The sequence below is a fragment of the Neisseria sp. CCUG12390 genome (assembly GCF_047837985.1).
In the GTDB taxonomy this organism is placed as follows: domain Bacteria; phylum Pseudomonadota; class Gammaproteobacteria; order Burkholderiales; family Neisseriaceae; genus Neisseria.
Window position 1 is genome coordinate 1,276,799 of the sequence record NZ_CP181244.1, and the last position, 23,133, is coordinate 1,299,931.

General features: G+C 52.1%; 25 protein-coding genes. 17 read left to right on the forward strand and 8 right to left on the reverse strand.

Annotation, left to right across the window (positions count from 1 at the left end; all coding sequences use genetic code 11):
* Positions 1-8: 8 nt before the first annotated feature.
* The 4 genes from ACM67E_RS06015 (at position 9) to ACM67E_RS06030 (ending at position 2,892) form a co-directional block, all read left to right on the forward strand.
* Entirely contained in the window at positions 9-164 is a 156-nt protein-coding gene (locus tag ACM67E_RS06015) for a hypothetical protein (protein ID WP_416192700.1), read from the forward strand.
* Positions 164-526, forward strand: a complete 363-nt coding sequence (gene speD, locus ACM67E_RS06020; RefSeq protein WP_416192701.1) for an adenosylmethionine decarboxylase — start codon at positions 164-166, stop codon at positions 524-526. The genes ACM67E_RS06015 and speD overlap by 1 nt, the downstream gene beginning before the upstream one ends.
* A gap of 55 nt (positions 527-581) precedes the next feature.
* Positions 582-2,207 carry an NAD(P)-binding protein gene (locus tag ACM67E_RS06025; RefSeq protein ID WP_416192702.1) on the forward strand — a complete coding sequence of 542 codons (1,626 nt, stop codon included), beginning with the start codon at positions 582-584 and terminating at the stop codon, positions 2,205-2,207.
* Between the two features lie 340 nt (positions 2,208-2,547).
* On the forward strand, positions 2,548-2,892 hold the full coding sequence (locus ACM67E_RS06030) for a hypothetical protein (protein ID WP_416190569.1): 345 nt from the start codon (positions 2,548-2,550) through the stop codon (positions 2,890-2,892).
* Between the two features lie 100 nt (positions 2,893-2,992).
* Here ACM67E_RS06030 and ACM67E_RS06035 read toward each other — a convergent pair whose 3' ends face one another.
* The 3 genes from ACM67E_RS06035 to plsY all read right to left on the reverse strand — a co-directional run bounded on the left by ACM67E_RS06035 (position 2,993) and on the right by plsY (position 6,173).
* A complete protein-coding gene (locus ACM67E_RS06035; RefSeq protein ID WP_416190570.1) occupies positions 2,993-3,718 on the reverse strand; it encodes an epoxyqueuosine reductase QueH in 726 nt (241 codons plus the stop codon).
* A gap of 169 nt (positions 3,719-3,887) precedes the next feature.
* Complete coding sequence (locus tag ACM67E_RS06040; RefSeq protein ID WP_416190571.1) at positions 3,888-5,408, reverse strand: patatin-like phospholipase family protein; 1,521 nt, start codon at positions 5,406-5,408, stop codon at positions 3,888-3,890.
* Between the two features lie 156 nt (positions 5,409-5,564).
* Entirely contained in the window at positions 5,565-6,173 is a 609-nt protein-coding gene (plsY, locus tag ACM67E_RS06045) for a glycerol-3-phosphate 1-O-acyltransferase PlsY (protein WP_416190572.1), read from the reverse strand.
* A 59-nt stretch (positions 6,174-6,232) separates the two neighbouring features.
* On the opposite strand from plsY, the gene folB reads away from it, so the two are divergent.
* The gene (gene folB, locus ACM67E_RS06050; protein ID WP_416190573.1) at positions 6,233-6,583 is read left to right on the forward strand and encodes a dihydroneopterin aldolase; all 351 of its coding nucleotides are present in this window, start codon (positions 6,233-6,235) and stop codon (positions 6,581-6,583) included.
* 91 nt (positions 6,584-6,674) lie between these two features.
* Entirely contained in the window at positions 6,675-7,211 is a 537-nt protein-coding gene (locus ACM67E_RS06055) for an NUDIX hydrolase (protein WP_416190574.1), read from the forward strand.
* A 330-nt stretch (positions 7,212-7,541) separates the two neighbouring features.
* Here ACM67E_RS06055 and ACM67E_RS06060 read toward each other — a convergent pair whose 3' ends face one another.
* Positions 7,542-7,880 carry a hypothetical protein gene (locus tag ACM67E_RS06060; protein WP_416190575.1) on the reverse strand — a complete coding sequence of 113 codons (339 nt, stop codon included), beginning with the start codon at positions 7,878-7,880 and terminating at the stop codon, positions 7,542-7,544.
* A gap of 218 nt (positions 7,881-8,098) precedes the next feature.
* Entirely contained in the window at positions 8,099-9,247 is a 1,149-nt protein-coding gene (locus ACM67E_RS06065; protein ID WP_416190576.1) for an FAD-dependent monooxygenase, read from the reverse strand.
* Between the two features lie 157 nt (positions 9,248-9,404).
* Here ACM67E_RS06065 and surE point away from each other — a divergent pair, with 157 nt between their 5' ends.
* The 8 genes from surE to yfaE all read left to right on the forward strand — a co-directional run bounded on the left by surE (position 9,405) and on the right by yfaE (position 17,394).
* Entirely contained in the window at positions 9,405-10,172 is a 768-nt protein-coding gene (gene surE, locus ACM67E_RS06070; protein ID WP_416190577.1) for a 5'/3'-nucleotidase SurE, read from the forward strand.
* A 227-nt stretch (positions 10,173-10,399) separates the two neighbouring features.
* The gene (locus tag ACM67E_RS06075) at positions 10,400-11,308 is read left to right on the forward strand and encodes a peptidoglycan DD-metalloendopeptidase family protein (RefSeq protein ID WP_416190578.1); all 909 of its coding nucleotides are present in this window, start codon (positions 10,400-10,402) and stop codon (positions 11,306-11,308) included.
* A 266-nt stretch (positions 11,309-11,574) separates the two neighbouring features.
* The gene (locus tag ACM67E_RS06080; RefSeq protein WP_416190579.1) at positions 11,575-12,189 is read left to right on the forward strand and encodes a TetR/AcrR family transcriptional regulator; all 615 of its coding nucleotides are present in this window, start codon (positions 11,575-11,577) and stop codon (positions 12,187-12,189) included.
* A gap of 508 nt (positions 12,190-12,697) precedes the next feature.
* Complete coding sequence (gene nrdA / locus ACM67E_RS06085) at positions 12,698-14,977, forward strand: class 1a ribonucleoside-diphosphate reductase subunit alpha (RefSeq protein ID WP_416190580.1); 2,280 nt, start codon at positions 12,698-12,700, stop codon at positions 14,975-14,977.
* A gap of 9 nt (positions 14,978-14,986) precedes the next feature.
* The gene (locus ACM67E_RS06090) at positions 14,987-15,571 is read left to right on the forward strand and encodes a hypothetical protein (protein ID WP_416190581.1); all 585 of its coding nucleotides are present in this window, start codon (positions 14,987-14,989) and stop codon (positions 15,569-15,571) included.
* Between the two features lie 2 nt (positions 15,572-15,573).
* On the forward strand, positions 15,574-15,774 hold the full coding sequence (locus ACM67E_RS06095; RefSeq protein WP_416190582.1) for a hypothetical protein: 201 nt from the start codon (positions 15,574-15,576) through the stop codon (positions 15,772-15,774).
* A gap of 100 nt (positions 15,775-15,874) precedes the next feature.
* Positions 15,875-17,008: a class Ia ribonucleoside-diphosphate reductase subunit beta gene (gene nrdB / locus ACM67E_RS06100; protein WP_416192743.1), complete on the forward strand. Its 1,134-nt coding sequence runs from the start codon at positions 15,875-15,877 to the stop codon at positions 17,006-17,008.
* A gap of 89 nt (positions 17,009-17,097) precedes the next feature.
* The gene (gene yfaE, locus ACM67E_RS06105; protein ID WP_416190583.1) at positions 17,098-17,394 is read left to right on the forward strand and encodes a class I ribonucleotide reductase maintenance protein YfaE; all 297 of its coding nucleotides are present in this window, start codon (positions 17,098-17,100) and stop codon (positions 17,392-17,394) included.
* 31 nt (positions 17,395-17,425) lie between these two features.
* Here yfaE and ACM67E_RS06110 read toward each other — a convergent pair whose 3' ends face one another.
* From ACM67E_RS06110 to ACM67E_RS06120, 3 genes are all read right to left on the reverse strand, one after another.
* Positions 17,426-18,259 carry a class I SAM-dependent methyltransferase gene (locus ACM67E_RS06110; protein WP_416192744.1) on the reverse strand — a complete coding sequence of 278 codons (834 nt, stop codon included), beginning with the start codon at positions 18,257-18,259 and terminating at the stop codon, positions 17,426-17,428.
* Between the two features lie 132 nt (positions 18,260-18,391).
* Entirely contained in the window at positions 18,392-18,718 is a 327-nt protein-coding gene (locus ACM67E_RS06115) for a DUF4298 domain-containing protein (RefSeq protein ID WP_416190584.1), read from the reverse strand.
* Between the two features lie 105 nt (positions 18,719-18,823).
* Entirely contained in the window at positions 18,824-20,137 is a 1,314-nt protein-coding gene (locus ACM67E_RS06120; protein WP_416190585.1) for a replication-associated recombination protein A, read from the reverse strand.
* Positions 20,138-20,332: 195 nt separating this feature from the next.
* Between ACM67E_RS06120 and ACM67E_RS06125 the strand changes: the two genes are divergently transcribed.
* From ACM67E_RS06125 to ACM67E_RS06135, 3 genes are all read left to right on the forward strand, one after another.
* Complete coding sequence (locus ACM67E_RS06125) at positions 20,333-20,707, forward strand: hypothetical protein (protein ID WP_416190586.1); 375 nt, start codon at positions 20,333-20,335, stop codon at positions 20,705-20,707.
* Positions 20,708-20,779: 72 nt separating this feature from the next.
* On the forward strand, positions 20,780-22,189 hold the full coding sequence (gene thrC / locus ACM67E_RS06130) for a threonine synthase (RefSeq protein WP_416190587.1): 1,410 nt from the start codon (positions 20,780-20,782) through the stop codon (positions 22,187-22,189).
* A 142-nt stretch (positions 22,190-22,331) separates the two neighbouring features.
* On the forward strand, positions 22,332-23,111 hold the full coding sequence (locus tag ACM67E_RS06135; RefSeq protein WP_416190588.1) for a ferredoxin--NADP reductase: 780 nt from the start codon (positions 22,332-22,334) through the stop codon (positions 23,109-23,111).
* Positions 23,112-23,133: the final 22 nt, after the last annotated feature.

A 23,133-nucleotide genomic window follows, 5' to 3' on the forward strand; every position in this document is an offset into this window, starting at 1 on the left:
GAAACGGTATGTCCAAAACAGTTTATATCATGATTGCATCCCTGATTGTCCTGATGGTGACCGCCAACAATTATGCCATCGTGTCCGACGGTTCGGGCGGCTCGCGCACGCACGGCGGCGGCTATATCGGCGGCTACGGCGGTTCGTCCGGAGGGCATAAATAATGCCGTCTGAAAACCACGGGCTGCTGGATTTATACGGCTGCAATGCAGAGATTCTGAAAGACGAAGGCCGTCTGAAAACTTTGTTGGCCGAAGCGGCGCAAGCGGCAGGCGCAACCGTCATCGGCAGCCATTTCCACACCTTCGGCGGCGGAGGCGGCGTCACCGGCGTGCTGCTGCTGGCCGAATCGCACATCAGCATCCACACTTGGCCGGAACACGGTTTCGCCGCCGTTGACGCGTTTATCTGCGGCGGCAGCGAATTGGAAACCGTCCGCCGCATATTGCAGCAGGCTTTGCAGGCCGAACGCGCCGAATGGACGGTGCAGAAGCGCGGCGGCAGCCTGACGCTGCATTCTTCCTGAATTTCCGACAGGCCGTGATTTTCAGACGGCCTTCTCTCCTTTTTAAACGCATTTTATGAACCTGACCCGCCGCCAGCTCTTTAGCTATACCGCTGCGCTTTCCGCCGCTTCCGTTTTCTCCTATCTCGGCTACCGTCATCTCAACGCCATGCCCACCGTTTCGGTCAACCGCGTCGGTTTGCCGCTGGGCCATCTGTTGCGCGATTCAAAATTACTGTCGGCTCCGAAAAAACATTATCGGTGCAACACGCTGATTTTAGGCAGCGGTGCGGCAGGTTTGAGCGCGTTGTGGTATCTGGCGAAGCACGGCCATCGGGATGTGTTGCTGGCCGAAGGTTTCGAGCCGGACGGCAATAATGCGGCCTACCGTTTTTCAGACGGCCTTGCCGCCCCGGGTGGTGCGCACTATCTGGCATTACCTTCCAAAGAAAGCGTCCACATCCGCGAGATGTTGCGCGATTTCGGCATTTTGCAGGCCGCCGGCAGCTACCGCGAAACCGATTTGGTTCATGCACCCGAAGCACGTTTGTTTTACCGCCAAGCGTGGCAGGCGGATTTGCTGCCCGAAGATGACGACGACAGCCGCCGCTTTTTTGCTTTGATAGGCCGTCTGAAAAACGCTTATGGCAGCGACGGCAAGAAAATCTTCGCCATTCCCATCGCCTTGTCGTCGCATGATACGCAATGGCGCGCGCTCGATAAATTGACGTTTGCGCAATGGCTGGATCGGGAAAACTATGTTGCGCCGACTTTGCGTTGGTATCTCGATTACTGCTGCCGCGACGATTACGGGCAGGGGCTTGCGCAGGTATCCGCGTTTGCCGGGCTGCATTATTTTGCCGCCCGTAACAGCGCGGATACGGTGCTGACCTGGTCGGAAGGTTTAGCGCATTTGTCGGGCAGGCTGCGTGAACAAAGCGGCTTGCAGACCTTGAGCCGATGGCCGTCTGAAAACATGATCCGCTTGGCGCAGCCGGCTTCGGTCAAGGCTTCGGCAGTCAAAATCCGCGAATTTTCAGACGGCGTGGAAGTATGGCTTTACGACCATTCAAGCCGAGAGACCTATGCCGTTACCGCGCAGAAAGTCATCTGCGCCATGCCGCTGATGGTTGCCGCACGGATTGTTGAAAATCCGCAGCAATACGGTTTGCAGACACCTGTTTACGCACCGTGGCTGGTGGCGAATTTTGTGCTGAACCGTTTCCCCGAAGAGCAGGGCGAAAGTGAATTGGCGTGGGATAACGTGGTTTGCGGCAGCCGTTCGCTGGGTTACGTCGTTTCCACCCACCAGCAAATCCGCGTCGCCAAACCCGAGCGCACCATTTTTACCGCCTATACCGCCCTGAACCACGACACGCCTGAAAACGTCCGCCGTTGGCTTTTGGAAGCAGGCGGTGACGAATTGTTGGAAACCGCCGCGCAGGATTTGCTGGCGGTGTACGGCAAATCGTTTTGGCGGCACGTCGAACACATTGACATCGCCGTTCGCGGCCATGCCATGAGCGTGCCGAAGGTCGGTTATCTCGACGATAAAAACCTGCTTTCCCTGCGTGCGCATGAATCCAAATTATTGTTTGCACACAGCGATTTGAGCGGCTATTCGGTATTTGAAGAGGCTTCGTATTGGGGGATTGAAACAGCGAAGAAAGTTTTGGCGGAAGATAAAGCAAAGGCCGTCTGAAATTTTTCAGACGGCCTTTGTAATCCACCGTTGCTGCAGAAACCGTGGAGTGGTACTCGTTGCCCGTCTTGCAGTATCTGCCGAAGTGGTGGGCAAAGAGTGTCCACCCTGCGTGTACTTCGTCGGTTGTTGATTTTGGTTCACTGTATTTCACGATAAATAACAGGCCGTCTGAAAAATTCAGACGGCCTGTCGTTGTGTCATGTTTCGTATTGCTGTGTAATCAAATTGTGTATGCCGCGGATATTTTTATGTATTGATTTTACATTTTCGCGATTGATGGGAATTTGGCCTTATGCTCTAATGAAAACTCCTACAACTCGTTGAAGAGAGGAAAAAAATGTCCCTCCAAAAGCTGTTGGTATTATTGAGTGTGGCAGGTGCAATGGTTGTTGCTGCGCCTGCTCATGCAGATGACAATGATGACCGCCGTGTGCCGAAAAGTGTTGTGACTTACGATGACGGTGATGACGATGACCGCCGCCGCACCGGTTCGCGCATCGGTGATGACGACGATGACGATGATCGTCCGCGTGCGGTTAAGCAGACTGCAAAGAAGAAAAAAGTAGTCGCTAAAAAACCGGCCAAGAAAAAAACAGTTAAGAAACGGGTGGCTAAGAAAAAAGTAGCCAAGCAAAAAGTGCGCAGAGTGCGCCGTCGTGATGATGACGATGACGACGATTAAACCGCCGGACAGTTGAAATGGCAAAGGCCGTCTGAAAATTTATTTTCAGACGGCCTTTTGCATGGGAATTGGCAGGAGAAAAGTATGAGTAGCGGCCTGTTTACTTTTCCACTTTAATCGGCTGCGGCTCGTAGACAGTCGATTCGTCGCCGTAATACAGTCTGCCGATTTTAATCGGAATGCGGCCTTGCGATTTGCGGTGTTTGTTGGAATCGCGCAGGGAATAGGCGCAGCCGCAGTATTCCTGCTGGTAGAAATTTTCGCGTTTGCTGATTTCAATCATGCGCGCGCTGCCGCCGCCTTTGCGCCAGTTGAAGTCCCAGTAGACCACGTCGTCGAACAGATCCGCCGCGCGGTGGCCACAGCCGTTGATCTGTTTCATGTCTTTCCAGCGCGAAATGCCGAGCGAGCTGGTGAATACGGGAAAGCCGTTGTCGTGGGCGTATTGCGCGGCTTTGACGAAGCGCATGTCGAAACACATGGTGCAGCGGATGCCGCGTTCCGGCTCGAATTCCATGCCTTTGGCCAGTTCGAACCATTCTTTGCGGTCGTTTTCGTAGTCGTCGTCTTTATCGACAAACGGAATGCCGAATTTTTCGGCGAAGCGCAGGTTTTCTTCTTTGCGCAGCATGTATTCTTTATGCGGGTGGATGTTGGGGTTGTAGAAATAGATGGTGTAGTCGATGCCGCTGGCGAGCATGGCTTCCATCACTTCGCCGCTGCACGGGGCGCAGCAGGAATGCAGCAGCACTTTTTTATGGCCGTCGGGCGGAGTCAGTACGGGGCGGTCGATGTCGGTAACGATGGGTTTTTCGGTTTGGCTCATGGTCGGGTTCTGTGTGTGTAAATGTTTTCAGACGGCATGGTCGATGTGCAGGCCGTCTGAAAGGGTAAATAAGGTTCATTTTAACAAATGGCGCGTGTATCCGAAAGCGCAATCAGGATTGAGGCCGTCTGAAACCGTTGTGAAAACAAAGTTTTCAGACGGCCTTCTGTTACGGCTGCTGCTGCGGTAATTCAAAATCGTCGCCGGCGGGGGCGTTCACTTCGTCTAGTTTTTCAATGGAAAAAGGATGGTCTGCCGGCTTGATTTTCTGCTTGTCGTCCGTTTCCGGTTCGGTTTTGGCGAACAGGACTTCGGCATTGGGATGGGCAGACAAGTCGTTCAGCAAAGCCCGGTACTCTTTGGAATGTTTCATCAATTCGGCGGCAGCGGTGCGCAGGTTGTCGATGTCTTTAGCCGGCAGGTAGAAGCTGGTCGGAATATTCAATACGGCATTGCGCAATTCGGATTCAGGCAAATCGCGCAGGCTCAGGCTAACGAAGGTCAGCGAAATCGGGTTGCCGCTGCCGTCTTTGTATTGCGCTTCGTTCCACCGGTCGGTAAAAGCGCGGAAGCGGCGCAGCGATTCTTGCGAATATTTGGCGATGGGAATGTCGATAATCGCATTCACCACGTCGCGTACTCCCGGGACGGCGGCGGTTTTGTCCAAATCGCTGTTGATCTGGTTTTGCGCATTGACATTGATGACGACGATGCGCTTGATTTTATGCGTACTCATTTGCCGCACCAGCATATTGCTCGAATACACTTCGGTCATGTCGAGCAGGCTGCGCATCCCGAGGTTGTCGGTCAGGCCCCCGTCGAGCAGATGGATATAGGGGCGGGCTTTGCTGTCTGCGTATTGGGTGATGGCTCCGGTCAATTCCCTGCGGGTAATGCTCTGCTGCGTGTTTTTACCGCCCATCGTCGCCGCCTGCAAACGCTTGGGCGGCGTATAGCCGCAATTGCCGCCGTTGTTGTTCAGCGTAATCGGGGCGAATACCAGCGGAACCGCGCTGGAGGCGGCCACTGCCCGTGCAATGCGCAAATCGTTGAGGTTCAGGCACATCGGGTCGAAATATTCTTGGGTGAAATTAATGCGTTCGCCCAAGCCCATATCCGTCGCGCTGATGATGGCAAACGGCCCTTTGCGGCGTTTTTCCAAATCGTCGAACGTGGCTTTGCCGAACAGATAGGTTTCAAACTGCTCCTGAAGCAGATCGCCGCGGCCGAATTCGGGCGCGGTCAAACGCGGAATATTGGTGGCGGAGAATGCCTGTTTGATGACTTGGCTTTGGAAATTCTGGCGCAGGAAGCGTTTGTAGAAATTGGGAATGGTTTGCGGACCGTGCAGCGAAAAATAAGCCGCCAAAACCGAGCCGCCGGACACGCCGACCACCAAATCCACATTTTCCAGCAGGGATTTGTTCCGGCCGCCGATAGAGGTTTGCTGCTGGTGAAGCTGTTCCAGTACGCCGTAGCCCAAAGCCGCCGCACGCGTGCCGCCGCCGGAAAACATCAAGATGACGAAAGTGTCGTCTTGGTTTTCTTTATGGGCGTTTTCAAAACGGTAGCCTTTAGTCACATCCACTTTATCGATGGTTTCGAGCGGTTGGTATTTGACCAGCGAACAGGCGGAAAGCAGGGCGGCGAGCGTGGTGGTGAAAGTCAATCGGGCGGTTTTTTTCAGCATAATGTCTTGTCGGAAATAGAAAATGTACGTCTGCTTTCAGACGGCCTTTGCGTCCATTGTAACCGAATCCTAATTGAATACAAACACGGCATCGTTCTGTCATCATTAAAAAAGCCCGACACAGTCGGGCTTCTCAGTGATTCAGTTTCAGCGGAATCAGGAATCGGCTTTGTCGCCGATTTTACTTTCCTTGCCGGAAAGCAGGTTGGCGATATTGCTCTTGTGGCGGTAGAAAATCAATACGGCAATGGCTACTGTCGCCCATACCCAAGAAGCATGCGGCATAAAGAAATAGGCCGCAATCGGGCTGATGGCCGTTGCCGTGAGCGCGGCCAGCGAAGAAATTTTCAGGCCGAACGCCATGACCAGCCATACGACACCCCAAACCAGCGCAGTCGGCCACGAAAGCGCAAGCAATACGCCCAAAACCGTGGCCACGCCTTTGCCGCCTTTGAAGCCGAAAAACACCGGCCACATATGTCCGACCAACACGGCCACCGCCGAGAGCGCAACCGTAGTGTCGCTGATGTCGATTTCGGTTTGCAGCCATTTAATCAGCCAAACCGCCGCCAGGCCTTTCAAGGCATCGCCCAGCAGCGTAAGGGCGGCGGCTTTTTTCTTGCCGCTGCGCAAAACATTGGTCGCGCCCGGATTGCCCGAGCCGTAGGTACGCGGATCGTCCATGCCGTAGGCTTTCGACACAATCACCGCGAAGGACAGCGAACCGATCAGATAAGCCGCGATAACGGCTAAAACGTTGTACATTTCGTATGCTTTGCTTACAATGAAAGCGGTTATTCTATCCAAAAAAACGGACAATGCAAATGGATAAGATTTTTTTACGCGGCATGAAAGCCGAAACCTTAATCGGCGTGTACGACTGGGAGCGCGAACGCCCGCAGACGCTGGTTCTCGATTTGGACATCGGCGTACCGGAAAAGTCCGCCCTGAGCGACAACATCGGCGACACAGTGCATTACGGCGAAGTGTGCGAAGCCTTGCGCAGCAGCCTGCGCGAACAGGATTTTCTGCTGCTGGAAGTATTGGCCGAACATGTCGCCAAGCTGGTTTTGGAAGATTTCAATGCACTGTGGGTGCGCGTCAGAATCGTCAAGCCGGGGATTTTGCCGGACGTAAAAGAAGTGGGCGTGGAAATCGAACGCAGCAAAAACTGATTTCAGACGGCCTTGAAACATGCAGAGGCCGTCTGAAATGCCGTATCCGGTTTTCAGACGGCCTGTTTATATTTGTCAAAGAAAGAGCATCATGGATTTAAAAGAAACCTGCATCAGCAGCGAACCGATTTACGAAAGTGCATTTATCCGCATCAGCCGCGACCAAATCCGCCTGTCCAACGGCAAGGAAAGCCAGCGCATGGTTATCCGCCACCCCGGGGCAGCCTGCGTGTTGGCCGTTACCGACAACGACGAAGTGGTTTTGGTGCGCCAATGGCGGTATGCCGCCGACCAAGCCGTTTTGGAACTGCCGGCCGGAAAACTCGATGTCGCCGGCGAAGACCCTGCCGAATGTGCTTTGCGCGAGCTGGCCGAGGAAACCCGCTACACCGCCGACAGCGTGAAACTGCTGCACACGTTTTACACCGCCGTCGGTTTTTGCGACGAAAAAATGTATCTCTACGAAGCCAGCGGCGTGCGCGAAGGAAGTACGTTAAGCAACGATGAGGACGAAATCACCGAAACGGTTTTGATGAGCCGCGAAGCCGTCAAAGCCGCTTTGAAAAATGATGAAATCAAAGACGCGAAAACCTTGGTCGGTCTGCAATATTGGCTGATGAACGCTTAAGCGGTTTCGGAAAAAAATCTCAGGCCGTCTGAAAAACTGAGCTTCGCGGAAACGCGCTGCGCTTGTTTTCAGACGGCCTGTGACTTTCTATAACCCGAAAATATTCAGAAACGCTAATCTGCCATGAGCTGCGTAAATCTGCTGCAATCCCCCCGCACAGGCGGGAACCCGGGATTTCAACTTTCTGTCATTTTTAAATATTACCGAAGCCAACAGACCCGGATTCCTGCCTGCGCGGTAATGACAGGCATAGTTTTTCAGACGGCCTGTGATTACGGAAATGGACGGCTTCGGATTTCAGCCGTACCGGATTGCTCCTGATCTTACCCGTTAAAGACAGCAGCTGCCGAAGCGCAGTTTTTTACTGAACACCAATTCGTGTGTTTTCTGTTTGATGACCAGAATATTGGTTCCGTCTTCCAAAGCGCGGATGCTGTGCGCTTCGTTCGGCTCAAGGCGTACTACTTGTAGGCCCTGTGTATCGAGTGTGCCTTTTTCGGTAACGATTTGTGCGCGGCCGTTCAATACCAGCAGCAGGATAATCGCGTCGGTTTCGTAAGTCGGGATTTCATTGTTTTTCTGTAAGGAAAGCTGCACGATTTCCTGATCGTTGTCGCTGGCAATCACGCCGCCGAGCAGGGCATTGGGGTCGAGGGTGTACTGTTTCATGATGTGTCCTTGAAGCGTAAAAAATCTGTTGTCAGTATAGTCTTTTTGTTTGTTTCGATATTAAAAATTCAGACGGCCTTTGATATGAAGCAAAGGCCGTCTGAAAATTTTCAGCTTCGTAAAAACTTACTGCACCCATTTTAGCTTCGCAGAAACCCGCTGTGCTCGTTTCAGATAGCTTGACGGAAGATTTCCTAGAATAAAATCGGTTGACGGTTTTACAACCCCATCGCATGTTTAATCAGGCGGTTTTTGACAAACGGCGTGGCGTTGACCCAATCCAAACCGGTATTGCGCAGCCACGGCAGGGCGGGCAGGGTTTCGTCGGCGAACAGGCGGAACAGCGCGTCGCAGCCGTATTGCATGGTGCGCACGGGTTCGAGGCGGTTTTGGGCGAAGCGTTTCAGGAATTGGTATGCGCCGATGTCGGCGGTGTTTCGTGCCATTTTCTGTAATTCGATGACATCGCCGAAACCGAGATTTACGCCTTGTCCGGCCAGCGGATGAATGGTGTGCGCCGCGTCACCGATGAGTAAAACGCGCGGTGCGAACGTGGTTTCGGGGCGGCGCAAAACCAGGTCGAAAGCAAATGCGGGCGAGAGCGACGAGAGTTTGCCCAACACGCCTTCGCCTGCTGCGGTAACGGCGGCGGCTAAATCTTCGGGTGTTAGGGATGTGAGTTTCTCCGGTGTGGAAGTGCTCCAGACGATGGAGATTTTACGGTCGGGCAGCGGCAGATAAGCCAATACTTCGCCGTTTTTAAACCATTGGAACGCCGTGCCGCCGTGGTCTTTTTCGGTAGTGAAATTGGCGACGACACCGTGCTGTCCGTAAGGATTTTCGCGGACTTTGATACCGGCCTGCGCGCGCACCCAAGAATTGGCACCGTCCGCACCGATGATGAGTTTGGCTTGAACGGTATCGCCGTTTTCCAGATGTACGGAGGCCGTCTGAATACCGGTTTCCAGCCCGACTGCTTTTTGCGTGATGACGGGAATGTCCAGCGCGCGGATTTGCCGCCACAAAGCGGCCAAAAGCCAGCGGTTTTCCGCAATGGCGATCAGGCGCGGTGCAGGGATGTCGGCGGCTTTGAATTCGATGCGGCCGCCGTTGTCGCCGCGTACGTCCATCACCGAAACCGGCTGGATTCGGCTTTCAGACGGCCATACGTCCAATGATTGCAGCAAGGCCTGATTGGCCGGGCTGATGGCGAAAATCCGCGCGTCCCAGCCTGTTTCCAAACGGTGCAAATCGGTTTCGGCAGGGCGGATTTCCAGCAGGGCGACATCGCGCCCCTGACGTTTGAGTGCCACGGCTGCTGCCGCGCCGACCAAGCCGCCGCCGATAATCAGAATTTCGTGTTCCATAAGAAGATAATGGTTTGTGATGGGCGATGCCGCGGATTATAACGCGTTTCAGACGGCCTTGTTCGATTGCAAGGCAGGCCGTCTGAAAATAGACAAATGCCGGTTGCCGCATTTACAATCCGTCTGTTGATTGATTAAGCATACGGGGGCTGGAAAAATGAATATTTTGATTTGTAACGACGACGGCTATTTGGCGCAGGGCATCGCGGTTTTGGCGCGTGTGGCGGCGGAGTTTGCCAACGTGCGCGTCGTTGCGCCCGAACGCGACCGCAGCGGCGTGAGCAATTCGCTGACGCTTGACCGCCCGCTGCGTATCCGCCAGGCGGAAAACGGCTTTTATTATGTCAGCGGCACGCCGACCGACTGCATTCATCTCGCGCTGCACGCTCTGCCCGAGTTCCGGCCCGATTTGGTACTTTCTGGCATCAACAACGGTGCAAACATGGGCGACGACACGCTTTATTCAGGGACAGTCGCCGCCGCAACCGAGGCTTATCTGATGGGGATTCCGGCGGTGGCCGTTTCGTTGAACGATTTCAGCGGCCGCTATTGGGAGACCGCCGAAAAGGCAGCATGGCTGCTGCTGGAGCACTTGGTCAAACAGCCGCCGCAAAAACCGATATTGTGGAACATCAATATTCCTGCCGTTGCGCCGGAAGACATTCAGGGCATCAAAATTACCCGTCTGGGACGGCGTCACCACACGCAAAGCATTGTACCGACCGCCAACCCGCGCGGCGAACCGGTTTATTGGATAGGCCCGGTCGGCGATATTTCCGACCGCGAAGAAGGCACGGATTTCGGCGAATGCGAAGCCGGGTTTATTACGGTTACGCCGCTGCAAATCGATCTGACCGCGCGCGAAGAGTTGGACGGTGTAAGGACATTTTGGCAAAGCGCAGATTGCAGGCAGACGGCAGGATAGATTTGAAAAGGCCGTCTGAAAAGGTGGCGGAAAACAGGTTTTTCAGACGGCTCCAACCGTATCGGACACCATGATAACAAGCCCGTAACATACCAAAAAATTGATATTGTTTCGTTATTTCGGCCGCTAATCAGGGCGGAACACTTGAGAACAGGGCATATTTTGATTATGATATGCCCCAACAGAAATGGAAACCCTCAACGAAGATCATTAGGAAAGTTATCAATATGTTGAAAAAAACCGCATTCTATGCCGGCTCGGCCGCTATGGCATTATTTTTAAGCGCATGTGCCAGCCAGCAACCCGCTCCTGTTGTGGCAGGCACTTCTTCCATGGGCTCGGCTTCGACGGCAAGCAATCCATACGGTGCAACCCCATACGATCCGAATGCGGCTTCTAGCGCGGCGGGCGATGCGCCGTACGTGCCGCCTGTCGCTACCAATGCCCCGGCGCCGACTTACAGCGGTTCGACCGGAGGTGCTTATGTGCCTTCTTACGCACCGGTTGACGTGAATGCGGCAACGCACACCGTGGTGCGCGGTGATACGGTGTACAATATTTCCAAACGCTACGGCATCAACCAAAACGATTTGCGTTCGTGGAATAATTTGGCCGACAACACCATCAGCGTAGGCCAAACGCTGCGCGTGAAACCGGCAGGTTATGTTGCACCGGCTTCATCCGCCGCATCAACGGCTGCAACCCCGGCAGCTACGGCTACGCCGACTCCGGCAACTACAGCAACGGTTTCCACCGGTGGTACGCGTACGGTCAGCGGCATTACTTGGCAGCGGCCGACCGTAGGTAATGTAGTGACCAATTTCGGCGGTAACAACAAAGGTGTGGACATCGCCGGTAACGCCGGCCAATCTGTAGTGGCTGCTGCCGACGGTAAGGTGGTATATGCCGGTTCGGGTCTGCGCGGTTATGGCAACTTGGTGATTGTACAGCATAATTCTACTTTCCTGACTGCCTACGGCCACAACCAAAGCCTGATGGTGAACGAAGGCCAAACCGTGAAGCGCGGTCAGATTATCGCCAAAATGGGCAATACCGACGCGCCGCGCAACCAGCTTCATTTCGAAGTGCGCCAAAACGGCAAACCGGTTAATCCGACCACATACGTACCTTTTTAAAATAAATCACGTTATCTGATTTCCATAAGGCCGTCTGAATCATGCATCTATATGATTCAGACGGCCTTTTTGACGGATTTCTCTTGCGAAAACCGGAAAGTCGGGCGTATAGTGCTTTAAGAACGGGCGTCGGCCCGATCAGATAGTTGTTTAAAATAAAAATAATACAGCGTTACCGGCTGCCTTATGTACCGGGTGTATGCGGCGGCCGCTGCCGTCTTGTCTTATTTCTATTTTAAACGACTATAAAAAATAAGGAGAATGACATGAACAGTGTGACCGCCATGCAGTTGGTGCGTGCCGGCATCAAGCTGTATCCGACCCATGGTTATGACGGCTTGAATGCCGAAGTCATTGCCAAGTATCTCAACATTTCCCCAAAGATTTATGAGAATCTGTTTCCTGACAAAGACGATTTCATCAAAATCATGTTGCAGGAGTTTAATGCCTACTCGATCGGGCGGCTCTCTTTCGACTGTACGCCCCAGATGACACCGATAGAACGTTTGCACCAAATCATCTGGCGTTTGGCGGTGGCTTTGCGCTGTAATCTGGATTGGACGCACCGAATGCTGCTTGACAGTTACCTGGATGTCAAAATCATCAAACGTGCTTTAAAAATCCAAAATGAAATCATTGCGCGGGGCTTGATGAAGCTGTTGCGCGAGTGTTATGAGGAGCAGAAAATTTCGGATTTGGAATTGCAAAACCGCTATGAATTTCTCAAAGGTGCAGTATTGATGCCGCTGATTATGACCGATCGCGAAGAAAAAATGGGTGTATTGCTGGACGAATTGGGCAGCAATGTCCCCAATCTGATGACTGATGCGCATATCCAGCAACGGATCAATTGGGCTTTTAAGGCCTTGTTCGGCAAATAAACGGCTTTAGGTCGGCGGAGGCAGATGTGCGGTGTAAGGCGGGTATAGCGGCATTAAGGAAAACTATTTCAAAACACGTTGTAACGCCGTCTGAAAAATCGCATAAGTGATTGTTTTTCAGGTTTTCAGACGGCCTGCCTGCAACGTATCCTGTTTGTTACACATTATTTGGTTTGCAAAATTTAACATTTTAAAAATCTGCCTGAAAAAGCGTTTTTCCGTTTTCAGACGGCCTGTGCTGCAAAATGTAAATTACTAGGTTTCTTAAGCCTCTAGCCGATTTTCAAAATAAAGGCCCATATACGGGATTTTCAGGGAATGCCTGATTTATCAATGTTTTGGCTGGATCGGAAGAAAATATCCCTGAAAAATTGCCGTATTGTATGATTACCGGCAAATCAAAATTTCTGTCGTTGTCAAGACTGGATAGCAGAAGCGAAATACATTATATTGTGTGCCGTAAGATTAATCTCTACCGTATCTTGTGTTTTCAGTTAGGACTTTGACGATGAATGCAACCTCTAACCTGCAAGTAACCAAACGCGACGGCCGTTTGGAGCCGATTGACTTAGACAAAATCCACCGTGTCGTTACTTGGGCGGCCGAAGGCCTGAACAATGTATCGGTGTCGCAAGTCGAACTGAAATCCCATATCCAGTTTTACAACGGCATCCGTACCGACGACATCCACGAAACCATCATCAAAGCCGCTGCCGACCTGATTTCGCAAGATTCTCCGGATTATCAGTATTTGGCTGCACGCCTGGCCATTTTCCATTTGCGTAAAATCGCTTACGGCCAGTTCGAGCCGCCGCATCTTTACGACCACGTTCAAAAACTTACCGAAGCAGGGAAATACGACCGCCATATCATCGAAGATTACACGCGCGAAGAATTTGACGAACTCAATGCCTATATCGACCATTGCCGCGACATGACTTTCTCATACGCCGCTGTGAAGCAGCTTGAGGGCAAATATCTGGTGCAGAACCGCGTTACCCGCCAGATTTATGAAACGCCGCAGTTTTTATACATTTTGGTGGCGATGTGTCTCTTCAGCAAATACCCGAAAGAGACGCGCTTGGATTACGTCAAACGCTTTTACGACGCCGTTTCTACGTTTAAAGTATCGCTGCCGACCCCGATTATGAGCGGTGTGCGCACGCCTACGCGCCAATTCTCAAGCTGCGTATTGATTGAATGCGACGACAGTCTGGATTCCATCAACGCCACCACCAGCGCGATTGTGAAATACGTTTCCCAACGCGCGGGCATCGGCATCAACGCCGGACGTATTCGCGGTTTAGGCAGCGAAATCCGCGGCGGCGAAGCGCAACATACCGGCTGCATCCCGTTTTTCAAAATGTTCCAAGCGGCGGTTAAATCCTGCTCGCAAGGCGGCGTGCGCGGCGGCGCGGCAACCTTGTTCTACCCCTTGTGGCACATCGAAGCCGAAAGCCTGTTGGTGTTGAAAAACAACCGCGGCGTAGAAGACAACCGTATTCGCCAGCTGGATTACGGCGTGCAAATCAACCGCCTGCTGTACACACGCCTGATTAAAGGCGGCAACATTACGCTGTTCTCGCCCAACGAAGTCCCCGGTCTGTACGACGCATTTTTTGCCGACCAAGACGAATTCGAGCGTCTCTACACGAAATACGAGCAAGACCCGAATATCCGCAAACGCACCTTGTCGGCTACCGATTTGTTCTCCACGCTGATGCAGGAACGCGCCGGAACGGGACGCATCTACATCCAAAACGTTGACCACTGCAACACGCACAGCCCGTTTGACCCGCGCGTCGCGCCCGTGCACCAGTCCAACCTGTGCATGGAAATCGCCCTGCCGACCAAGCCGCTGGACAACATCAACGACCCGAACGGCGAAATCGCCCTGTGCACCTTGTCCGCCTTCAACTTGGGCGCATTAAACAGCTTGGACGAGCTGGAAGGGCTTGCCGATTTGACCGTGCGCGCACTTGATGCCTTGCTGGATTATCAAGACTATCCGGTCGAAGCCGCCCGCACCGCGACCGTGAACCGCCGCACGCTCGGCATCGGTGTCATTAACTACGCCTACTATCTGGCGAAAAACGGCGTGAAATACAGCGACGATTCCGCGCTCGGCCTGACCCACCGCACCTTTGAAGCCATGCAGTATTACCTGCTCAAAGCATCGGTAAACCTTGCCAAAGAATACGGCGCGTGCCCGCTGTTCAACCAGACCGTTTATTCGCAAGGCAAACTGCCCATTGATACTTACAAAAAAGACTTGGATGCCGTGTGCAGCGAACCGCTGTTGTGCGACTGGGAAAGCCTGCGCGCCGACATCGTCAAATACGGCCTGCGCAACTCCACCCTGACCGCACTCATGCCGTCTGAAACCAGTTCGCAAATCGCCAACGCCACCAACGGCATCGAGCCGCCGCGCGGATTGGTAACGGTCAAAGCATCGAAAGACGGCATCCTGAAACAAGTCGTGCCGGAGTTTGAAACCCTGAAAGACGCCTACGAAACTCTGTGGCAGCTTCCGGGCAACGAAGGCTACTTGAAACTTGTCGGCGTGATGCAAAAATTCGTCGATCAGGCGATTTCTGCCAATACCGCCTACGATCCGGGCAAATTCGAAGGCAACAAAGTTTCCATGAAACAAATGCTTAAAGACCTGCTCACCGCCTACAAATATGGCGTCAAAACCCTGTACTACCACAACACCCGCGACGGTGCGGACGATACGCAGACCGATATTCAGGATGACGGCTGCGCGGGTGGGGCTTGTAAGATTTAAGGGGAATTTATGGAAGATAATAAATCAGATAGTCAAAAACAACTAAATTCAGATGATGATTGGTTTGAAAAATACAATATTACATTAACTACTTTGCAGCAAGAGTATCTGCTTTATATTAATACTCTCAAGGATGTTGATGAGAAGGCAAATAAATATCTGATTGTAGTGTCTATTTTTATTGCTGGTTTTTTTTCTGTAGCATCAAGTGCATTAATTAATGGACTTCGTTTCCATATTAATCCATTAGACTTTACTAGTTTGTTATCAATAATATTTATTATTACTTGTGCTTTAACTGCCTTATTTGCTTCGATAGTAATTAATAATTTATTGAATAGCTTATCTTTCGTAGAAAGTCGAAGAATTTTTGATTTGGAATCTAAACTAAATGAAACTTCTGAAGAGAATTCTCTATATTATAAAAAATGTTTAATCAATTCTTTCCAAGAGGCGATAAACTTTATAGAAGACTCTATTGAGAAGAAGCAGCAAAAACTTAGTTCTGTACCCAAAGAAATAAGATTGTTTATTGTCTTTGCGGTTTTGAGTTGTATATTTTTATTTATTATAAAAATGATAGAAAGCGTTTGATAATGTCTGACAAAAAATCAATTCCTCCTGGTCCTCCTATGGCTAGAGCATCGAATCCTATTTCTCAGAATACTCGAAAAACTCAGGCTAATATTCAGCCTTCAAATGTAAGAGTAGTTCAAGAGAGTTTTAATCCTGTTAATCAAGGAGGTTCGACAAAGGCAATATTTGATAGTGTTAATAATGATAAAAATAAAAAATGAAATAAATGTCTTAGAATCGTTATTTAATTTTATTATTTAAAGTATTGCAGTAGTAATATTTTAATCAAAGGAAAGTTAAATGTCCTGCGAACACCTAGTCATGTCATACAGCACCTTTTCCAAAACCAAAAACGACGCGCTTAAAGAGCCGATGTTTTTCGGTCAGCCGGTAAATGTTGCCCGTTATGACCAGCAGAAATACGAAGTATTTGAAAAACTGATTGAAAAGCAACTGTCGTTTTTCTGGCGGCCGGAAGAAATCGACGTGTCGCGCGACCGTATCGACTACGCCAACTTGCCCGAACACGAAAAACACATTTTCATCAGCAATCTGAAATACCAAACCCTGCTCGATTCCATTCAAGGCCGCAGTCCGAACGTTGCTTTGCTGCCTTTGGTGTCGATTCCCGAGCTGGAAACTTGGATTGAAACGTGGAGCTTTAGCGAAACCATCCACTCGCGCAGCTATACCCATATTATCCGCAATATCGTCAACGACCCGTCAGTCGTGTTCGACGACATCGTGCAAAACGAATACATCATCGCCCGCGCCGAAGACATCGCCTGCTATTACGATGATTTAATCGAATACACCCAGTATTACAACCTGTTGGGCGAAGGGGCGCACAATGTCGGCGGTAAGCTCGTTAACGTGTCTTTGCGCGAGTTGAAGAAAAAACTCTATCTCTGCCTGATGTGCGTCAACGTGTTGGAAGCTATCCGTTTCTACGTTTCATTCGCCTGCTCGTTTGCCTTTGCCGAGCGTGAGTTGATGGAAGGCAACGCCAAAATCATCAAACTGATTGCCCGCGACGAAGCCTTGCACTTAACCAGCACGCAGCATATGCTGAACTTGATGCGCGCTGGTGCGGACGATCCGGAAATGGCAGAGATTGCGGCCGAATTGGAAACCGACTGTTTCGAATTGTTTAAAAAAGCAGCCGATCAGGAAAAAGAATGGGCGGCCTATCTGTTTAAAGACGGCTCGATGATTGGCCTGAATAAAGAAATTTTAGGCCAATACGTTGAGTACATTACCAATCTGCGTATGCAGGCGGTGGGCTTGAAACCGGCATTTGCAGGCGCGGGGCAAAATCCGATTCCGTGGATTAACGCGTGGCTGTCGTCCGATAATGTACAGGTTGCGCCGCAGGAAGTGGAAATTTCTTCTTACCTCATCGGTCAAATCGACTCGGAAGTCAACGCCGACGATTTGGGCGATTTCGAGCTGTAAGCCTATCCAATCTTCAAAAGGCCGTCTGAAAAGCGTTACAAATCATCTTCGGATTTCTGCCGCATTTTCAGACGGCCTTTTATCACGTTATGGCCATCATCAGTACACACGATAAAATTTTCGAGCTGCAAAACGGCGAAACCTTACTGGAAGGTTTGGAGCGCACCGGACACGAGGTCGAATACCAATGCCGCAGCGGTTATTGCGGTTCATGCCGTCTGAAAATCGTCAGCGGGAAAGTGACTTATGACGATTTTCCGCTGGCTTTTATCACGCCGGGCGAAATCCTGCCGTGCTGCTGCCGCGTGAGCGAAGACATCACGCTTGATTGCCGCGTCAAAATCCAAGAGCCGGATTTGTTTGATGTGGATTTGTTTGAAAAATAAGGGATTGAAATGAGGCCGTCTGAAAACTTTTTCAGACGGCTTTCTGCTCCAGCCGAACTACTTTCATATCCAGATTCCGCCGCCCCCAACCCGTTTTATAGAGCAGCCGCAGCCACAGCGGATAACGGCGGCCGCATTTGTCGGCAAGGCTGTGAACCGCCGCTGTCTCCAGCCCGGGCATCAGTTTGGCGGCATCTTCAGGTTCCGCCACGCCCCATTTGAATTCGGGGCGCACGGCATCGTCCATATGTCTGAGCGCATCGTGTTTGGCCGCCTTTTTCAGGCCGAAACCGCTCATCAAATCGGCCACCAGCACCGCCTGCGGCAATATGCGCCACAACATCTCGAAAAATGCGCGCACCTGTTTTTCATCGAAATACATCAGTACACCTTCGATCACGACCAATACGGGTTTACCGTGTACCGCCGCAAGATGCGCCCATTCTTCGTCGAACATCGAACCGTCGAGATAATGATTGCCCGATTCAGGCAGCAGGCAGCGGCGCACAGCCATCACTTCGGGCAAATCCAAATCGTACCAAGCTGTTACGGGTGGTCTGCCTACACGTTCGAACCGCGCGTCCAGACCCGCTCCGAGTTGCACTACCACGCCGTCGCCATTCCGATTGAGAAAACGACACACTTCGCTATCGATAATCGCAGCTCTGGCGCAACAGCCTACTTGGGACATTTTGGCTGTTTCAAAACGGCTGAAATCGTAGTCGATTAAATCCAGCATGCGTGCCGCTTCTTCATCACGCAGCAGAGCATCCGTACGGCGGTATTCGACGGCTTTTGCCCATAGCGGAATAAGCAGCGTTTCCGACAAACCGCTGAAATCGGCAGGGCTGATTTTGGTATTCATCATATTTCTCCTTTTTATCAAATACTTAGATGATACTCTAAAACCGATTGCAGATGTGCAAGCCAAAGTAAAGGCCATCTGAAATTATTTTTCAGACGGCCTTCTCCATATCAACTTACCTGAACAATATCATTAGTTTTGCTCCGGATCCAAAACTGCCACGCTGGTTCGCAGACGTTCCCATGCCAAAGCGGATTGGTCGTGAAAAGCGTTCCACAGCGCATCTTCGCTCATCACGCTGTATTCTCCGTCGGTACGCAAATTAACGTGTTCGCCGTTTTCAATCCGTGCGTAAAAATTCTGATATTCGCCGTCGAAGTAAAACGTGCTCAGTTCCTGCATGATGTCGCGGCTGCGTTGCCAGTCTTTTTGAGCGGACTCAAGTTTGGCCTGCAAATCAAGCCATTCGCGGTAGAGTGATTGGATACGGTCGATTGTCGGCTGCATATCGGGTTGCATATTTTTCCCTTAAAAATCATAAATAGTGAAACAGAGGCAGATGAGATTCAGCAGGCCGTCTGAAATATTTGTTGGGTTTTTCAGACGGCCTCAAGTAAAGTCCGATTAAGGTTGGTGCGATTGGGCTTCTTCGTCCAGTTCTTTCAACCAAGCCAGCTTCTCGCCGATTTTGATTTCCAGCCCGCGCGGAACGGGTCGGTAGAAATCGGGTTCGTCCATGCCGTCGGGCATGTAGGTTTCGCCTGCGGCGTAGGCGTGCGGCTCGTCGTGGGCGTAGCGGTATTCGCGGCCGTAGCCCAGTTCCTTCATCAGCTTGGTCGGGGCGTTGCGCAGGTGTACGGGCACTTCGTCGCTGGCGTTTTCCTTCACGAAGCGGCGCATGTCGTTATACGCGTTGTAGCCCGCGTTGGATTTGGCGGCGGCGGCAAGATAGAGCACGGCCTGCGCCAGAGCCAGTTCGCCTTCGGGAGAGCCGAGCCGTTCGTAGGTTTGCGCGGCTTCGCTGGCGATGGTGAACGCGCGCGGGTCGGCCAGGCCGATGTCTTCCCACGCCATGCGCACGATGCGGCGGGCGAGATAGCGGGGGTCGGCGCCGCCGTCGAGCATACGGCAGAACCAGTACAGCGCGGCGTTGGGATGCGAGCCGCGCACGGATTTGTGCAGGGCGGAGATTTGGTTGTAGAAACTTTCGCCGCCTTTGTCGAAACGGCGGATTTGCGCGCCCAAGCTGTCGGCCAGAAACGCCGCATCCAATTCTTTCAGACGGCGCGTGTCGGCAGCGCGAAGCAGTTGTTCCAATAAATTCAACAGCCTGCGTGCATCGCCATCGGCGGTACCGATGAGCAGTTCCAACGCGTCATCCGTTATTGAAAAGCCCTGATATTCGGGCAAAGCCAGAACTTTGGCGGCGAGCTGCTTCAAATCGTCGGGAGACAGCGACTGCAAAACGTACACCTGAGCGCGGCTCAGCAGCGCGGGATTAACCTCGAACGACGGGTTTTCGGTGGTCGCACCGATAAAGGTGAGCAGGCCGCTTTCCACATGCGGCAGAAACGCGTCCTGCTGGGCTTTGTTGAAACGGTGCACTTCATCGACAAACAGAATGGTGGCGCGCCCCTGCTGCAAGGCGATTTCGGCTTTGTCGATGGCCTCGCGGATGTCTTTCACGCCGGAAAACACCGCCGACACGGGCAGAAACTGCGCGTTGAAACTCTGCGCCAAAATCCGCGCCAGCGTGGTTTTGCCCACCCCGGGCGGCCCCCACAGCAGCATGGAGTGCGGTTTGCCGCCTTCCACGGCCACCCGCAGCGGTTTGCCTTCGCCGATTAAGTGCTGCTGGCCGATAACGTCGTCGAGACTGTGCGGGCGCAGCCGCTCGGCGAGCGGGGCGTCGGGTTGGCGGGTGAATAAATCGTTCATGGCAGACTTTCTTTTCAGACGGCATAGCGGTTTCTCGGCGGATATTATAGCGCAAGCGTTCGCATGATTCAGAGCCTTGCGGTATAATATGCCGGAAATTTTAAGCCGCATTCGGGTTGCGTATGAAGAAAACGCAGGCCGGTGCAGACGTTGTTTTCCGATGTTTCAATTTTCCGTTTAGATAAGGTCATCAGAATGAAAAAAATCTTGGCAGCCGCGGTGTCGGCTTTATTGTTGGGCGCGTGTGCAACCGGTACGGGTTCGATGAACGGCTTGGGCAGCGGTACCGGCATCGGCAGCAGCGTGGTGAAAATGGCGGTGGAAAACCAATGCCGTACCGAATTGAACAAGCGCAACGAATGGCGGATGGTGGCATTGGCGATGTCGGCCGCCAAACAGGAAGAGTGGGAGCGCAAAATCTGCGGCTGCGCCAGCGAAGAAGCCCCCAACCACCTGACGGCCAACGAAATGATGCAGGTTTTGAACCCGAGCACCCGTATGCAGGCTCTGGGCACCGTTACCGTTAAAACCGTTACCGCCTGCGTGAAGCGCGTTTATAACGGCAAATAACCGTTCAGACGGCCTGAGATACATTCAGGCCGTCTGAAATCTTTAATGATCAAACAGATACAGAGTAAAAACATGAAATACATCAGCACCCGCGGTGCGACTGATCCGAAATCGTTCAGCGAAGTCTTATTGATGGGTTTGGCGCCCGACGGCGGTTTGATGCTGCCCGAGCAGTATCCGCAAGTGGACGCGGCAACCCTGCAAAAATGGCGCGGCCTGAGCTATCCCGAGCTGGCGTTTGAAATCATCAGCCTGTTTGCCACCGATATTCCGAGTGGTGATCTGCGCGACATTGTGAACCGTACTTACACTGAAGCCGTGTTCGGCACCAAGGAAATCACGCCGGTGCGCACGCTTTCAGACGGCATCAAAATCGAGGCTCTGTCCAACGGTCCGACTTTGGCGTTCAAAGACATGGCGATGCAGTTTTTGGGCAATGCATTTGAATATGTTTTGGCCAAAGAAGGCAAGCAGGTCAATATTTTGGGCGCAACCAGCGGCGACACCGGTTCGGCCGCCGAATACGCGTTGCGCGGCAAAAAAGGCGTGAATGTATTCATGTTGTCGCCCGAAGGCAAAATGAGTGCGTTCCAACGCGCGCAGATGTTCAGCCTGCAAGACGAAAACATTCACAATATCGCCGTCGAAGGCATGTTTGACGATTGTCAGGACATCGTCAAAGCCGTGCAAAATGATGCTCAATTCAAAGCCAAATACCATATCGGCACGGTCAACTCCATCAACTGGGGGCGTATCGTGGCGCAAGTGGTGTATTATTTCGCCGGCTATTTCAACGCGACGGCAGGCAATGACGAAAAAGTCAGCTTCTGCGTACCGAGCGGCAATTTCGGCAATGTCTGCGCCGGACACATCGCGCGCCAAATGGGCTTGCCGGTTCACCGCTTAATCGTTGCCACCAATGAAAACGACGTTTTGGACGAATTTTTCAAAACCGGCCGTTACCAACCGCGTACCACCGAACACACGCACGTTACCTCCAGCCCGTCGATGGACATTTCCAAAGCCTCGAATTTCGAGCGTTTCGTGTTTGATTTGATGAACCGTGATGCCGCTAAAGTACAAAGTTTGTGGGCGGATGTGGCTTCCGGAAAAGGCTTTGATTTGAAAGACCAATTGGGCGAAGTGCGCGAAAAATACGGTTTTGTGTCGGGCAAGTCCACCCATGCCGACCGCTTGGCCACCATCCGCCAAGTGTACGAAACCGATGGCGAACTCATCGACCCGCACACCGCCGACGGCGTAAAAGTCGCGCGCGAAGTGCGCGAAGCGGGCGAAACCGTCGTTTGCCTGGAAACCGCTTTAGCGGCCAAATTCGAGCAGACCATTTACGAAGCCGTGGGTGAGGTTGCCATTCCGCGCCCGAAAGGTTTGGAAGGTTTGGAAGATTTGCCGCAGCGTGTCGAAGTGGTGAAAAACGATGCCGAGCCGGTGAAAAACATCATCCGCGCCGCATTAGATTAACCGCCAGCCATGAGGCCGTCTGAAAATATTCTTTCCGTTGAAGCGGAGAAACGTTTCAGACGGCCTGATAAGTAATATTTTTTATGTTGATATAATTTACGCAAAATTGCCGGCAACGGCGTTTGTTCATAGGAAAAGATTCATGTCATCAAAATTCTATACTGAAAAAGTGTTGTCCGTGCATCATTGGACGGATGCCTATTTCTCCTTCACCTGCACCCGCGACGAATCCCTGCGCTTTGAAAACGGCCAGTTCGTGATGATTGGCCTGATGGTGGACGGCAAGCCGCTGATGCGCGCCTACAGCGTGGCTTCGGCCAACTGGGAAGAGCATTTGGAATTTTTCAGCATCAAAGTTCAGGACGGCCCTTTGACCAGCCGTTTGCAGCATTTGCAGGTGGGCGATGAGATTTTGATCAGTAAAAAACCGACCGGAACTTTGGTGGCCGGCGACCTGAATCCGGGCAAGCACCTGTATCTGCTTTCTACCGGTACCGGCCTCGCCCCGTTCTTGAGCGTGACCCGTGACCCCGATATTTACGAGCAGTTTGAGAAAATCATCTTGGTGCATGGTGTACGCTACAAACAGGATTTGGCGTATTACGATCACTTCACCAAAGAATTGCCCGAGCATGAATACTTGGGCGAAATGGTCAAGGAAAAACTGATTTACTATCCGGTGGTTTCGCGCGAGGAATTCGAACACCACGGCCGTCTGACCGATTTGATGAAGAGCGGAAAACTGTTTGAAGACATCGGCCTGCCGCCGATGAATCCGCAAGACGACCGCGCCATGCTGTGCGGCAGTACCGCGATGAACAAAGACACCGCCGCCATTCTCGACAGCTTCGGCCTGACCCCGTCGCCCAAAGTCGGCCAGCGCGGCGATTACCTGATTGAACGTGCGTTTGTGGATCAATAATGCGCTGAGAACCGCAGGCCGT

Excerpts from the sequence above, each read along its gene's own strand:
- ACM67E_RS06035 (WP_416190570.1), bottom strand. The coding sequence starts at position 3,718 with ATGAGCCAAACCGAAAAACCCATCGTTACCGACATCGACCGCCCCGTA.
- ACM67E_RS06135 (WP_416190588.1), top strand. The coding sequence starts at position 22,332 with ATGTCATCAAAATTCTATACTGAAAAAGTGTTGTCCGTGCATCATTGG.
- ACM67E_RS06115 (WP_416190584.1), bottom strand. The coding sequence starts at position 18,718 with ATGCAACCCGATATGCAGCCGACAATCGACCGTATCCAATCACTCTAC.
- ACM67E_RS06015 (WP_416192700.1), top strand. The coding sequence starts at position 9 with ATGTCCAAAACAGTTTATATCATGATTGCATCCCTGATTGTCCTGATG.
- speD (WP_416192701.1), top strand. The coding sequence starts at position 164 with ATGCCGTCTGAAAACCACGGGCTGCTGGATTTATACGGCTGCAATGCA.
- folB (WP_416190573.1), top strand. The coding sequence starts at position 6,233 with ATGGATAAGATTTTTTTACGCGGCATGAAAGCCGAAACCTTAATCGGC.
- ACM67E_RS06090 (WP_416190581.1), top strand. The coding sequence starts at position 14,987 with ATGGAAGATAATAAATCAGATAGTCAAAAACAACTAAATTCAGATGAT.
- ACM67E_RS06125 (WP_416190586.1), top strand. The coding sequence starts at position 20,333 with ATGAAAAAAATCTTGGCAGCCGCGGTGTCGGCTTTATTGTTGGGCGCG.
- ACM67E_RS06110 (WP_416192744.1), bottom strand. The coding sequence starts at position 18,259 with ATGAATACCAAAATCAGCCCTGCCGATTTCAGCGGTTTGTCGGAAACG.
- ACM67E_RS06030 (WP_416190569.1), top strand. The coding sequence starts at position 2,548 with ATGTCCCTCCAAAAGCTGTTGGTATTATTGAGTGTGGCAGGTGCAATG.
- thrC (WP_416190587.1), top strand. The coding sequence starts at position 20,780 with ATGAAATACATCAGCACCCGCGGTGCGACTGATCCGAAATCGTTCAGC.
- ACM67E_RS06065 (WP_416190576.1), bottom strand. The coding sequence starts at position 9,247 with ATGGAACACGAAATTCTGATTATCGGCGGCGGCTTGGTCGGCGCGGCA.
- ACM67E_RS06120 (WP_416190585.1), bottom strand. The coding sequence starts at position 20,137 with ATGAACGATTTATTCACCCGCCAACCCGACGCCCCGCTCGCCGAGCGG.
- ACM67E_RS06060 (WP_416190575.1), bottom strand. The coding sequence starts at position 7,880 with ATGAAACAGTACACCCTCGACCCCAATGCCCTGCTCGGCGGCGTGATT.
- ACM67E_RS06025 (WP_416192702.1), top strand. The coding sequence starts at position 582 with ATGAACCTGACCCGCCGCCAGCTCTTTAGCTATACCGCTGCGCTTTCC.
- plsY (WP_416190572.1), bottom strand. The coding sequence starts at position 6,173 with ATGTACAACGTTTTAGCCGTTATCGCGGCTTATCTGATCGGTTCGCTG.
- ACM67E_RS06080 (WP_416190579.1), top strand. The coding sequence starts at position 11,575 with ATGAACAGTGTGACCGCCATGCAGTTGGTGCGTGCCGGCATCAAGCTG.
- ACM67E_RS06095 (WP_416190582.1), top strand. The coding sequence starts at position 15,574 with ATGTCTGACAAAAAATCAATTCCTCCTGGTCCTCCTATGGCTAGAGCA.
- yfaE (WP_416190583.1), top strand. The coding sequence starts at position 17,098 with ATGGCCATCATCAGTACACACGATAAAATTTTCGAGCTGCAAAACGGC.
- ACM67E_RS06040 (WP_416190571.1), bottom strand. The coding sequence starts at position 5,408 with ATGCTGAAAAAAACCGCCCGATTGACTTTCACCACCACGCTCGCCGCC.
- ACM67E_RS06075 (WP_416190578.1), top strand. The coding sequence starts at position 10,400 with ATGTTGAAAAAAACCGCATTCTATGCCGGCTCGGCCGCTATGGCATTA.
- nrdB (WP_416192743.1), top strand. The coding sequence starts at position 15,875 with ATGTCATACAGCACCTTTTCCAAAACCAAAAACGACGCGCTTAAAGAG.
- surE (WP_416190577.1), top strand. The coding sequence starts at position 9,405 with ATGAATATTTTGATTTGTAACGACGACGGCTATTTGGCGCAGGGCATC.
- ACM67E_RS06055 (WP_416190574.1), top strand. The coding sequence starts at position 6,675 with ATGGATTTAAAAGAAACCTGCATCAGCAGCGAACCGATTTACGAAAGT.
- nrdA (WP_416190580.1), top strand. The coding sequence starts at position 12,698 with ATGAATGCAACCTCTAACCTGCAAGTAACCAAACGCGACGGCCGTTTG.